A 12159-nucleotide genomic window follows, 5' to 3' on the forward strand; every position below is an offset into this window, starting at 1 on the left:
CCTCGGCCCGACCTACCCTGGCCACCCGGTCCCCGTGAACCTGCTGGGCGGCGACCACCGACTCAACCCCGAGCCCCACCGCCGACAGGGCCCGCCGGCGGTTCTCGAGGACGTCCGCGGGGTCATCGCCGACGGCCAGACCCAAGTTGCATTGGGCGAAGTCGCCCTGGCTGACCCCGCCCCGCCTGGTGGTGAAAGCGGCCACCACCGGGGCCGACCGCTCGAGAAAGCTGATCCTGTAGTTCAGGCCGGCCGGGTCGAGGACGACATCCCCGCCACCGTCGGTCGCTTTTGTGAAGAATCGGATTTGACATTCCCCCGGAGCGTCGGTACCCTGAAAGCGGGAGGGTTGGACCATGACTACCGGCGGTCAGCCGGCTGTCCCCGCCGGTGAGGACTCCACGGCCAGGACCTACGAGGTTGAACTGGCCCGCCTGTCACAGTTGCTGTCGGTCCCGTCGGTCGGGCCGGAGCGGGTGATGCCTTTCATCATCCGCATCCAGGAGCGGCTCCGCCTGGCTCTCGAGATCCTCCAGGCCAACCCGCTCAGCCGCCTCCACTGGACAATCAGGGGCATCGATACCCTCCTGACCGCTAACGGGTCGGATGCCCGCCACCGACCCTTCGCCCTTCTTCGTCACGACCAGTTTTCCTGCCATCGCCCCGGCCCATCCCGGCCGGGGCGAGGTTTCTTGCCCCGTCGCCGAATCCGGCCCCCGGACTGGCCGAGGCGCCGGTCCTTGACGGCCGGCGCCCCGCGGCGGACTTGATCGGTCAACCGCACTTCGAATAGCCGCAAGTCGTGCAGTGCCAACAACCGCTTTCGTGGACCATGATCCCTCCGCACCCTTTCTCGGGGCAGACGATGGCCGACCGCGGGCCACCGAAGACATTCAGGTCGAACTTGTTGGTCCCGTTGGCGAACTTCTCGATGGCCTTGCCGATGGCGTCGGGGCAAGACAGGACGCGGGTGTCGGCATCGATGATACAACCCACACACTTGATCCCGCGCAACTGGTCGACGATGGGGTCGATGTCGACACCGGCCCGAAGGGCGATGCTGATCAGCCGGGCGACGGCCTGGGACAAGGACTCGCACCCCTCCTCGCCGGTGTTGGTGAAGACCTCGCAAATTCCGTTCTCATCGGCGTTTACCGTAACGAAGAGGTGGCCGCAGCCGCCGATCTTGAACTCGCGCGTGATCCCGTGAGTCTCCTCTGGCCGGGGTCGCGGGCGTGGGGTCACCGGCGGATGGAGCGCGACCGCCGGGGCGGCGCCGGCCCTGGCCGCGGCCGCCTCGGCTTCCGACCCGGCTTCCTTGGCCCTGGTGCCGGTGGTCAGGACCTGAGCTTCGCGGCTGCCGTCGCGGTAGATGGTTACGCCCTTGCAGCCCATCTCGTAGGCCAGCTCGAAGACCCGGGCGACGTCCTCCTTGACGGCCGAGTTCGCGAAGTTCACCGTCTTCGAGACGGCGTTGTCGGTGAACTCCTGGAAGGCCGCCTGGATGGCGATGTGGGCTTCCGGGGTGACATCATGGGCAGTGACGAAGACCCGCTGGACGTCCTCGGGGATCTCCTTCATCCCGTGAACCGTTCCGGCCTCGGCGATGCGCTGCATCAGGTCGTCGCTGTAGAAGCCCCGTTCCCTGGCGACCTTCTCAAAGAGCGGATTTACCTCCACCAGCTTGGTCTGGTCGAGGACGTTGCGCACATACGAAAGGGCGAAGACGGGCTCGATGCCGCTCGAGCAACCGGCGATCATGCTGATCGTCCCGGTCGGGGCGATGGTCGTCGTCGTCGCGTTGCGGATCGGCCGGTCGCCCTGGAACGTGCTGCGCTGGAAGTTCGGGAAGGCCCCGCGTTTCGCGGCCAGTTCCCGCGAGGCCTCACGGGCCTGGTCGCGGATGAAGGACATCAGCTTCCTGGCCAGATCGGCGGCTTCATTGGAGCTGTAGGGGACACCCATCAGGATGAGCAGGTCGGCGAAGCCCATCACCCCGAGGCCGATCTTCCGATTGCCCTTGACCGTCTGTTCGATCTCGACGAGGGGATACTTGCCGGCGTCGATGACGTTGTCGAGGAAGTGGACCGCCTTGGCGACAAGGTCGCCGAGCCTGTCCCAATCGACCTCCGGGCGAGGCCCGCGGCGGACCACCAAGCGGGCCAAGTTGATGGAGCCGAGGTTGCACGCTTCGTATGGCAGGAGCGGCTGCTCCCCGCAGGGGTTCGTGCTCTCGATCTCGCCGAGCTCCGGCGTGGGGTTGTCGCGGTTCAGCCGATCGAGGAAGACGATCCCCGGCTCGCCGTTCTTCCAGGCCATCTCGACCATCAGGTTCATGATCTCCCGGGCCTTGAGCGTCTTTGTGGCCTCACCGTTGCGGGGGTTGATCAAGGAGAAGTCCCCGTCGGCCTTGACCGCCTGCATGAAGGCTTCGGTGATGCCCACGGAGAGGTTGAAGTTGGTGATGTCGGCGTTGTTCTGCTTGGCCTGGATAAACTCGAGGATGTCCGGATGGTCCACCCGGAGGATGCCCATGTTCGCTCCGCGCCGGGTCCCGCCTTGCTTAACGGCCTCGGTGGCGGCGTTGAAGACGCGCATGAAGGAGACCGGCCCGGAGGCCACCCCGCCGGTCGAGAGAACCTCGTCGTTCTTCGGGCGGAGGCGCGAGAAGGCGAAGCCGGTGCCACCGCCCGACTTGTGGATCAGGGCGGCGTGCTTGAGGGAGTCGAAGATGGACTCCATCGAGTCACGGACGGGTAGGACAAAACAGGCCGCCAGTTGCTGCAGCTCCCGACCGGCGTTCATCAACGTCGGGGAGTTGGGCATGAAGTCGAGGTCGGTCATCATCTGATAGAACTCATCGGCCAGCTTTTTCACCGAGCCGGAAGCAACGCCATAGATCTCGCCATCGACCGCGGCGATGTTCTCGGCCACCCGCCTGAACATGTCCTCGGCCGTCTCCACCACTCGCCCGTCGACCTTCTTCAGGTACCTCTTCTTCAGCACCGTCATGGCGTTCTCCGACAGGTTCACCCTCGTGTCCCCCCGAGCCTCTTGGTTTGATCTTACTGTCTCTAATGGTTGATGAGCCGTCGCCGCCGGATGGTCGGAACGAAAAGCGCCGCCGGCCGCCGGCACGTCCCCCTTGGTACGGGGGGGGGGGGCCGGCGACTTACGAGCGCTTTTGAACCAGGGTCTCCAGTTGCTCCAGGAACCGGTTGATGTCGTTGATGTCCTTGAACGAACGGTAAACCGAGGCGAACCGGACGTAGGCCACCTCGTCCAGCTGTCGCAACCCTTCCATGGCCAGTTCGCCAATGTCCCGGCTGTCCACCTCATTGGCCGAGCGGTTGCGGATCTGCCGCTCGATGTCAGCGACCAGGGCTTCCAGCTTGGCCAGGGGAATGGGGCGCTTCTCGCCTGCCCTGAGCAGCCCGTTGAGGAGTTTCACCCGGTCGAAGGACTCCCGGCGGCCGTCCTTCTTGATGACCACCAGGGGCAGTTCTTCGACCTTCTCGTAGGTAGTGAAACGCCGACCGCAGGCCAGACATTCGCGACGCCGGCGAATGGCCGCGCCTTCCTCGGTCGGCCGGGAGTCCAACACCTTGCTTTCCGGTTCTCCGCAGTACGGACAGCGCATGGAGTCGCTCCCTCGAAAGGCCTGGTCGGATGGCCGAACCTCTGTTCGTCCACGACATTTGGGCGGCGACTCCATTATATCCCACTAGGTATAGTGTGTCTAGAAGTTTTCACGGCTTGCCACACGCTGCCTGTTGTCCCGGTAAACCTCGCCCAATCTAGCACAAGTCACCATGCGCAGGGTCCTCATCCTCTCAAGCATGGCCTGAATAGCTGTGGATTGTTTGTTGGAATAATAGACTCAGCCACTATTTCCGATATTCCTAGTGATCCAAGCCTTATGTTTGGGGTGGAGGGTATTGCCACAAAGGGAATCAAGTTATAGAATTAGGGGAAGAAAGACTGTGGAGGGTGGAGTCAAGATGACTGAGGCAGAAATGCTTAGGAAGATAAGGTCCGTAGAGATTCCGCCTCATCAACTCTTGGCGCTTGGCCTTGACAGAGACTGGTCTAGGAAGATAAGGCCGGGGTTCATAGGCAGAGTCTTGACGACAGCAGAGAAGTATAGCCATGTACTGAAGGAGCTCTCGAAAAGATAAGAAGAGTGCATTATGTATCGGAAACTGAAGTCCTAGCAGTTCACTTTGTGGTTGTGGACAAGCACTTCAGTGATCTAGCCACGGATGCAGACCAAAGGGGCGTTCAGAACCCTTCCGGTCTGCTTTCTGCTGTCTACGCCCCCCGGCAGACTTTCGATAAGAAAGATCTCTTTGAATCCACACTGCTGAAAGCAGCAGCGCTAATGAGATCCTTAGTCGAGAACCATCCATTCATCAACGGAAACAAGAGGACAGCTGTGATTTCGACCATAATCTTCCTTCAGGATAACGGGTATGATCTCACAGTCGAAGATAGGAAGCTCCTTCGCCTGGCAAAAGGAGTCGCGCTTGGCATGTCAATCGAACGCATTCAGCGTTGGCTGAAGAAATACACGTGTCAAGGGCCGGGACATCACGGACTGCGCCGAACCTATTCTTCACAAATCATCAACTGGATCAGAAGCGTGCGGTAACGGGTTGAATGTTAATGCTGCCCACTCAAGAATGCTACGGCCACATTTTTTCTCTCGATCAGAAGGATTTAGGGCCCGAAGCGTCGAACTGTGCCCCTGTCACAGGTGCTCCGGCGCGACCTAAGGTATCGAAGAGGGGCACAGTTCGACGCTTCGGGCCCTACCCCCGACTGCTCAGGGTCGGGTTTTTGATTTCTATCGAAGCCTTGGACTCCTTCCAGCCCCCGCCTGCGCCGGTAGGTCCACCAGAATCACATCGACGCCGATCTTGACCACTTTCTCCCACGGGATGACGCAGTCGTCGTCCCCGCCGAACAGCCCCAAGACCCGTCCCCGCCCCGGGACGACCAGGGCGGTCACCCGGCCGGACTCCAGGTCGACCTCGATATCCACGAGGCCGCCGAGCTTTCGGCCGTCGGCGATGTTGATGACCTCCCTGACCCTCAGGTCGGACTTCATCATCGCACTCACCCCCCGCAACAATATATGTGGCGGTAGCCGATGGCGGCGGGTCGGGCCAAAATGGATTCGCCATCGGCGCGGAAAAGCCTCCCCCGGCGTCGGGGGAGGCTTGATGATCGGGATTCAGCTCGACCCCGCGGGCGGGTCGCCCCGCTTGTGACCGCGGTCAGGGGTACGGGATCGGCCCTGACGATCCGACCAGGCGAGCCAGGAGGACCCGGGCGCCCATCCGGGCGGCCTTGGCCCATTCTAGGACTTTCCAGCGGAGCTCCACCGGCAGCTTCTCGGGGTCGGCGGCCTCGGCCAGCACGGCCACCTCGCCTGGGGAGAAGGGCTCGAGCCGGAAGGTCGGTACGGCGGCCGCGCCGACCGCGGCCCCCGGGGTCGCCCGGTCGACCCTGGCCGCCAGGTCATTCAGGCAGAGCGGCGGGAAGAGGACGCACCACCAGTTTTGTCCCTCGCCGCGGCCGATGGCCACCTGTAGAGACGAGTAGAACCCGGCCGGGACGACCACGGCGCCGTAGGTGCGGGTCGGAAAGAGGCTGGTCCCGACGGTAGCCCTGACGCCGTAGGCCGGCCCGTGCTCGGCCGCCGCCTTGGCCACCACCGCCTCGATCTCCACCAGGTGCTCGCGGGCGAAAGCCTCCGCCGCTTGGGCGTCGGCCAGGCGGGCCATGGCCGGCCCGAAGGCCTCCATGATGGCGTCCCTGGCCTTCAGTTTCTGGACCTGGTCGGCGGGGTCGTCGCTGTTCGCCCTTACGTGCAGGCGGAACAGGTTGTAGTGGTTGTAGGCCACCTGGTTCCGTCCGGACCAGCCGCCCTGGAGGATCACCAAGAGCAGGGCGATGAGGCTCAGGACGGCGGCCACGCGGGCCAGGTCGCGCCGGGTCGGTCTGGGGACGGGCAGTCGGGGCAACAGCAGCCAGGCGGCCCGTTCGGGCCCGGGCTTGGAGCCGGGTACATGGTCGTCAGGCAAGGCACCAAACCTCCGTCAGATATGCTTGCGCATGTGGTTGAGGGCGGCCTTCTCCAGCCGGGAGACCTGGGCCTGGGAGATGCCGATCTCCTCGGCCACCTCCATCTGGGTCTTACCCTCGAAGAAGCGCTTGGAGAGGATCAGCTTCTCGCGGTCGGACAGCTTGCGCAGGGCTTCCCGGATGGCGATCCCCTCAAGCCAGTTGTGGTCTTGGTTCTTCTCGTCACTGATCTGGTCCATGACGTAGATCGGGTCACCGCCGTCGTGGTAGATCGGGTCGAACAGGGAGATCGGTTCCTGGATGGCGTCCAGGGCGAAGACGATCTCCTCGCGGGGGATCTTCAATTCCTTGGCGATCTCGGTGATCGACGGCTCCCGCGAGAACTTGTTAACCAGGCTGTCCCGGACCTGGAGGGCTTTGTAGGCGATGTCCCGCAAGGACCGGCTGACCCGGATCGGGTTGTTGTCCCTCAGGTAGCGGCGAATCTCGCCGATGATCATGGGTACGGCGTAGGTCGAGAACTTGACGTTCTGCCCGAGGTCGAAGTTGTCAATCGCCTTCATCAGGCCGATGCAGCCGACTTGGAAGAGGTCGTCGACATACTCGCCTCGGTTGTTGAACCGTTGGATGACCGATAGGACCAGCCTCAGGTTGCCGTTGATCAGCTGCTGCCGCGCGTCGGGGTTCCCGCTCCGCATCCGCTGGAAGAGTTCACGCATGTTGGTCGAAGTCAGGACGGACAGCTTCGAGGTGTTGACCCCGCAGATTTCGACCTTGTTGACCAGCAAGTACGCCCACCCCGCGGTTTTCCAGATTCTTACTGAGCACTCTAGATTATGCCCTGGGCTGGGCGACTTTATTCTGGGCCGGTAGGAACTTACCAAGAAAACCCAGGGCCCGACCGCATGGCGGCCGGGCCCCGAGGGGTCACTCCTGGCTGGTCTTGGCTAGCTCACTCCATCTTCTTGATCTCCTTGCGCAGGCGCTTGATGATCCTCTTCTCCAGGCGCGAAATGTACGACTGGGAGATGCCCATCAGGTCGGCGACTTCCTTCTGGGTCCGTTCCCGGCCGTCCTTCAGGCCGAACCGGAGCTCGACGATGCGGCGCTCGCGGGCGGTCAGACGGCCGATGGCCCGCCGCAAGAGGAGCCGGTCAACCTCCTCTTCGAGGTTGCGGTAGTCGGCGCACTCAGACCCGTAGACGTCGGACAGGAGGAGTTCGTTGCCGTCCCAATCGACGTTCAGGGGCTCGTCGAAGGAGATCTCCGAGCGGGTCCGGTTGTTCCGCCTCAGGTACATCAGGATCTCGTTCTCGATGCACTTGGAGGCGTACGTCGCCAGCTTGATCTTCTTCTCTGGGTCGAAGGTGTTGACCGCCTTGATCAGACCGATCGTCCCGATGGAGACGAGGTCCTCGATGCCGACCCCGGTGTTCTCGAACTTCTTGGCGATGTAGACCACCAGGCGCAGGTTGCGCTCAATGAGGATCCCCTTGACCGCCTGGTCACCGTGCTGGAGCCGGCCCAGCAGGAAGGACTCCTCGTCGGCTGAGAGGGGCGGCGGCAGGGCCTCGGTGGTCCCCGCCAGATGGACCCGGCCATGGACTGGAAGACCAACGGCCTCTCTGAGCCGGATCAGGTTGATGAGGGCTAGCCAGCGGAGCTTAGCGGCCAAGCCGAGCACGGTCAGTCCCCCTCGCTGATTTGATCCGCGCCTCCATGGCCCGCGGCCAGGTCGGGATGGAGGAGAGCATTGTAGGTGCCGGCCGCCGAGAGCGCGCCGGCGTACACGCAGACGACAACGTCGCGGTAACGTGCCCTGCGGCGGTCGTCACGAACGGTCACGGAATCGGGTCGAAAGCCGAGGAGAAGGCCGTTCTCCCGGCCCAGGGAGGTGAAGGGCACCAACCTCACCCGGGCGGGCCACGGCGGCGGCAGGCGGTCCAGACCGGTGAGTGTGTCGAGGGCCTGGCCTTCAAGACCGGCCGCCGGACCGGTCCCGTAGATGTCGGCCAGGCCCGCCGGGATGATCTCGCTGACCGCTCCCAGCTCGACGACGACCACGGGATGACCGGAGAACGGGTCCTGCAGCTGATTGCCCGTGTCGACCAGGGCGGTGAAGTCGGCCCGGCGCCGATCGATCTCGACCTCCAGTTGGAGGAGCCGCCCTTCCTCCCCGGCTCGGCGGCGGAAGTGAGCCCAGGCCGCCCGCCCGCCGATGAAGGCGATGGCGAGACCCGCGGCGATCGTCCACCAGCCGGTGTCGGCCGGACCGAGGGCGACCCGGAGCCCGATGGACGAAGTCAGGAGGCTCAGGGCCAGGACGGTCCCGCCAAGAAAGACCGCGGTCAGCAAGAGATAAGCCAAGAGTCCGGCGAAGACCCCCCACCCCACGGGGCAGAAGGCGGCGGCGAGCATGGCCGCCGCGACGAGCAGGCGAGCCATGAGCCCGCGGGCCATCGGCCACGGACCGGCCAGGGCAAAGAGGGCGTAGCCGGCCCCGAGGGCGGCTCCCAGAGCCAGGCGCCACGGGCGGGCCGGACGCCGGGCCAAACCGGCCGCGGCCCACAGGAGGGCCAGGTCGATCAGGAAGTTCTCGATGAGGAAGATGTCCGCGTAGACCCGCATCCGGGGCGCGCCTCCCAGAACTGGCCGGGGTTTCCTCCCCATCCAGTGGATTGTATGCCTGTCCCGGGCCGGCCATGCCCGGCCGCTCCGACGGACCCCCCGAGCGCTCAAGGTGAATTATAGCCGGACCGCCGAGCCGAATTTTGTCAAACGAAAAACCCCGCCGCCTCTCGGCGACGGGGTTTTTTTCAGCTATGAAGGGGATCGTCGGCCCCTCGGCCGCGAGTCCTAGCCCTTCTTGCGGAGGAAGGCCGGGATGTCGAGGTCGTCCCCGGGGAATGGCTTGAACTCCAGGTCCTCTTGCGGCTTGTTTTTGCGCTGCCGGTTGTCGAAGCCGGTGGCGATGACGGTCACCCGCACTTGATCCTTCATGTCTTCATTGATGACCGCGCCGAAGATGATGTTGGCCTCAGGGTCGGCCGCCTGGGCGATGATCTCGGCCGCCTCGTTGACCTCGAAGAGGCCGAGGTCGGGACCGCCGGTGATGTTCAGTAGGACACCCTTGGCCCCGTCGATGGAAGTCTCCAGGAGCGGGCTGGAGATGGCCGCCTTGGCCGCGTCCGTCGCCCGGCTATCGCCGGAGGCCGTCCCGATGCCCATCAGAGCCGACCCGGTGTCGAGCATGATCGTCCGGACGTCGGCGAAGTCCAGGTTGATCAACCCCGGCACGGCGACGAGGTCGGAGATGCCCTGTACGCCCTGGCGGAGGACGTCGTCGGCGATGCGGAAGGCGTCGACGATGGAGGTCTTCTTCTCGACCACCTGAAGGAGGCGGTCGTTGGGAATGGTGATCAACGTGTCGACTTTTTCCTTCAGGTCGGCAATCCCTTTCTCGGCCTGAAGCATCCGCTTCCGGCCCTCGAAAGTGAAGGGCTTGGTGACCACGCCGACGGTCAGGGCGCCGGTCTCCTTGGCGCATTCGGCGACGATCGGCGCGGCCCCGGTGCCGGTCCCGCCACCCATGCCGGCGGTGATGAAGATCATGTCCGCGCCTTTGAGGGCCTGGGCGATGGTCTCCCGGCTCTCTTCGGCGGCCTGATAGCCGACCTCGGGGTTACCACCGGCCCCCAACCCGCGGGTGAGCTTGGCCCCGAGCTGGATCTTGTGAGGCGCCGACGACAAGTAAAGGGCCTGCGCGTCGGTGTTCAGGGAAATGAACTCCACGCCTTTCAGGCCGGTGGTGATCATCCGGTTGACGGCGTTGTTCCCGCCGCCGCCGACTCCGACCACCTTTATCAGTGCGAACTGCTCTTTGTCTAGGTCGAGTTCGAGCATTAACCCCTTTACCTCCTTGGACCGGGGCCGGATGGCCCCTGGGCACCGGCCAAAAACCAGGCATATAGGCCCAAAAAACGGTCCAGGCCGCTTCAGCCTGGACTACTTATTTCTAGGTGGAGGGGGTTTTCCCTTTTTCCGTATCCGGGTTTTTCCCGACTTTCAACCGCCCGGGGGCGGGCCAAAAACGCAAAAGATGGCGACGGATGGTGCCGAGGTTGAGAAAGAGTCGATAACCGAGGGCGAACAGGGCGGCGTAGTAAAGCTCCACGCCCAGGCGGTCGCCGATGTAGGTCAGGGCCGCGGCCAGGAGGGCGTTGCCGAAGAAGCCGCTGACGAAGACGGCCGTGTCGAAGTTGCCTTCCAGACCGGCCCGCAGACCACCGAAAACCGAGTCCAGGGCGGCCAGGACGGCGATGGACAGGTAACGGGCGTAGACGATAGGCAGGGCGACCGGCAGGAAGAGGCCGACGGCCAGTCCCGCCCCGAGCCCGATGATGGCCAGCCAGATCACTTCGGCTCACCCCCCTTCGCCGGCTTTGCGTAGACGAACTGGAGCGGCCCGTTATAGGCCGGAATCGTCAACTCCTGGACCTTCGACAGCTTGATATCGATCTTCCAGAAGCCGAGTTGGTCCAGTACCCCGCCGCGCATCCGCAGGGCGCTCTCCAAGGTGGCCGGGTCGCCGATGGCCAGGATCTCCACGGGCGGCGCCGTCCGGGTGTTGTTGATCGAAATGGTCGGACCGGCGCAGCGAATCTCCGACCGGGCCACCAGCCGCTGGCCGTTGATGGAGACGGCCTCGGCCCCGGCCGCCCTCAGCTCGTTGACCACCTTGAGGAGGTCGTCGTCGTGGAGGACGAACAGGTTCGGATCCTCCCCTTGCTGGCGCGGGGTCTTCGAGTCGTCGAGGACGAGCTTGACGCCAGGGCCCTTGACCGCCGTGGCCCCGGCCATCATCTCTGAGCGCAGAAGGGCATCCTGTAAGGCTTGAGCTGACTGCTGGCCCTCGGCCGCCTTGGTCAGCTGCTCCCTAAGGGTGGCCACCTCCTGGCGCAATAGGTTGCGCTCGTTCTCCGTCTGTTGCAGCATCACGCTGATCTCCTCGGAGCGCCCGAAGGTCAGCGGCCCGCGGATGTCGTGCTGCACCTTGATTTGAACGGCCAGCATGACCCCGAGGACCATGCTGACCAGGGCGACAGCCCACGCCCCTCCCCTTCTCATCGCTGATACCTCATTTCATCTATATCCGATCGCTATGTCCAGCTCTGTCCACCTGGTTCAACTATCGCCAAGCCGAATCACCGGTGGGCCGTCATACCTGAGGTCGATCAGCCTGACCCGGAGCTTGGAGGCCCTGGCGTCGTCGACGATCCCGACCAGGGCCTGGATCTTGCGTTTCAGACGTTCGTCGGGTGCCGCGGGAACGGCCCCGAACAGGACGGTGATGCGGTCGGTCGTGTAGACCGTCACTTCCGCCGAGCCGTCGGCTCGGGGAGCCGCGTGAACCTCGGCCAAGAGCGAGCGATGGTCCGGATCGAAAGTGTCGATTACGGCGAGCGCCCCATTGAGGAGGGTCTCATCAACGCTCAGCCCGACCCGCCATTCCTCGGCCTTGACCCCGGTGAGGACCGGCAGTCCAAGGCCGTAGAGGTTCTCGACCAGGCGAAGGACCCGCCCGTCGGCGTCGACCAAGTAGAAGGTATTGTTGTTGGGCACGGCGGCCAAGGCTTCGCATTCCTTGATATCGATGATCAACCGCCCGGGGAATTCCCGCCGGACGGCGACCTCCTTGATCCACGGTTCAGCCGCCAGACGCTGTCTCACCTCCGCCAGCTTGACCTGCCACAGGTTGGCCTTCGGCGGCAGCTGGGCCGCGTTGATGACCTCCTGGCTGGATAGCTTGACGTTGCCGGTGACGCTCACCGTGGCCACTCGGAAGTAGCTAGAACTCAAGAAGAAAAAAAGACCGATCCCGCCGATCAGGAGAAGATCAAAGATCAGGAAAACGCGGCGCTGCGCGCGCCACCTTCGTCTGGTGGACTTCTCCACTACCCTGGTACCTCCGCCGCCGGAAGTCGAGAACGCCCGGAAAAACCCCGCAAGGACGGGCCCGCATCAACAATAAATTGTAAGGCCCGGCCGGCGTTATGTCAAACCACGGCC

15 protein-coding genes are annotated in these 12159 nt (G+C 64.0%); 3 read left to right on the forward strand and 12 right to left on the reverse strand.

The window, feature by feature from the left end; translation table 11 throughout:
* Positions 1 to 205, reverse strand: a 205-nt coding sequence (locus tag VGL40_09890; protein ID HEY3315567.1) for a laccase domain-containing protein, incomplete at its 3' end; no start/stop codon positions are given.
* A 151-nt stretch (positions 206 to 356) separates the two neighbouring features.
* Here VGL40_09890 and VGL40_09895 point away from each other — a divergent pair.
* Positions 357 to 770 (forward strand): hypothetical protein, encoded by a 414-nt coding sequence (locus VGL40_09895; protein HEY3315568.1) that lies wholly within the window; start codon positions 357 to 359, stop codon positions 768 to 770.
* A gap of 4 nt (positions 771 to 774) precedes the next feature.
* Here VGL40_09895 and VGL40_09900 read toward each other — a convergent pair whose 3' ends face one another.
* Both VGL40_09900 and nrdR read right to left on the reverse strand, forming a co-directional pair.
* Entirely contained in the window at positions 775 to 3033 is a 2259-nt protein-coding gene (locus VGL40_09900; GenBank protein HEY3315569.1) for a vitamin B12-dependent ribonucleotide reductase, read from the reverse strand.
* Positions 3034 to 3172: 139 nt separating this feature from the next.
* Positions 3173 to 3640, reverse strand: a complete 468-nt coding sequence (gene nrdR, locus VGL40_09905; GenBank protein ID HEY3315570.1) for a transcriptional regulator NrdR — start codon at positions 3638 to 3640, stop codon at positions 3173 to 3175.
* A gap of 298 nt (positions 3641 to 3938) precedes the next feature.
* Here nrdR and VGL40_09910 point away from each other — a divergent pair, with 298 nt between their 5' ends.
* Positions 3939 to 4178 carry a hypothetical protein gene (locus VGL40_09910; GenBank protein ID HEY3315571.1) on the forward strand — a complete coding sequence of 80 codons (240 nt, stop codon included), beginning with the start codon at positions 3939 to 3941 and terminating at the stop codon, positions 4176 to 4178.
* 5 nt (positions 4179 to 4183) lie between these two features.
* The gene (locus VGL40_09915; protein HEY3315572.1) at positions 4184 to 4651 is read left to right on the forward strand and encodes a type II toxin-antitoxin system death-on-curing family toxin; all 468 of its coding nucleotides are present in this window, start codon (positions 4184 to 4186) and stop codon (positions 4649 to 4651) included.
* 195 nt (positions 4652 to 4846) lie between these two features.
* On the opposite strand, the gene VGL40_09920 is transcribed toward VGL40_09915, so the two are convergent.
* From VGL40_09920 to VGL40_09960, 9 genes are all read right to left on the reverse strand, one after another.
* Positions 4847 to 5113 carry a YlmC/YmxH family sporulation protein gene (locus tag VGL40_09920; protein ID HEY3315573.1) on the reverse strand — a complete coding sequence of 89 codons (267 nt, stop codon included), beginning with the start codon at positions 5111 to 5113 and terminating at the stop codon, positions 4847 to 4849.
* A gap of 166 nt (positions 5114 to 5279) precedes the next feature.
* A complete protein-coding gene (locus tag VGL40_09925; protein HEY3315574.1) occupies positions 5280 to 6089 on the reverse strand; it encodes a stage II sporulation protein R in 810 nt (269 codons plus the stop codon).
* Between the two features lie 15 nt (positions 6090 to 6104).
* On the reverse strand, positions 6105 to 6878 hold the full coding sequence (gene sigG, locus VGL40_09930) for an RNA polymerase sporulation sigma factor SigG (GenBank protein ID HEY3315575.1): 774 nt from the start codon (positions 6876 to 6878) through the stop codon (positions 6105 to 6107).
* 164 nt (positions 6879 to 7042) lie between these two features.
* On the reverse strand, positions 7043 to 7729 hold the full coding sequence (gene sigE / locus VGL40_09935) for an RNA polymerase sporulation sigma factor SigE (protein HEY3315576.1): 687 nt from the start codon (positions 7727 to 7729) through the stop codon (positions 7043 to 7045).
* Positions 7730 to 7776: 47 nt separating this feature from the next.
* Complete coding sequence (locus tag VGL40_09940; protein HEY3315577.1) at positions 7777 to 8718, reverse strand: sigma-E processing peptidase SpoIIGA; 942 nt, start codon at positions 8716 to 8718, stop codon at positions 7777 to 7779.
* 228 nt (positions 8719 to 8946) lie between these two features.
* On the reverse strand, positions 8947 to 9993 hold the full coding sequence (gene ftsZ / locus VGL40_09945; protein HEY3315578.1) for a cell division protein FtsZ: 1047 nt from the start codon (positions 9991 to 9993) through the stop codon (positions 8947 to 8949).
* Positions 9994 to 10105: 112 nt separating this feature from the next.
* On the reverse strand, positions 10106 to 10507 hold the full coding sequence (locus VGL40_09950; protein HEY3315579.1) for a small basic family protein: 402 nt from the start codon (positions 10505 to 10507) through the stop codon (positions 10106 to 10108).
* The gene (locus VGL40_09955) at positions 10504 to 11217 is read right to left on the reverse strand and encodes a DUF881 domain-containing protein (protein HEY3315580.1); all 714 of its coding nucleotides are present in this window, start codon (positions 11215 to 11217) and stop codon (positions 10504 to 10506) included. Before VGL40_09955 ends, VGL40_09950 begins: the two co-directional genes overlap by 4 nt.
* A gap of 57 nt (positions 11218 to 11274) precedes the next feature.
* Positions 11275 to 12045 carry an FtsQ-type POTRA domain-containing protein gene (locus VGL40_09960; protein ID HEY3315581.1) on the reverse strand — a complete coding sequence of 257 codons (771 nt, stop codon included), beginning with the start codon at positions 12043 to 12045 and terminating at the stop codon, positions 11275 to 11277.
* Positions 12046 to 12159 lie beyond the last annotated feature (114 nt).

The organism is Bacillota bacterium (genome assembly GCA_036504675.1).
Lineage (GTDB): Bacteria > Bacillota > Sulfobacillia > JAJYWN01 > JAJZPE01 > DASXUT01.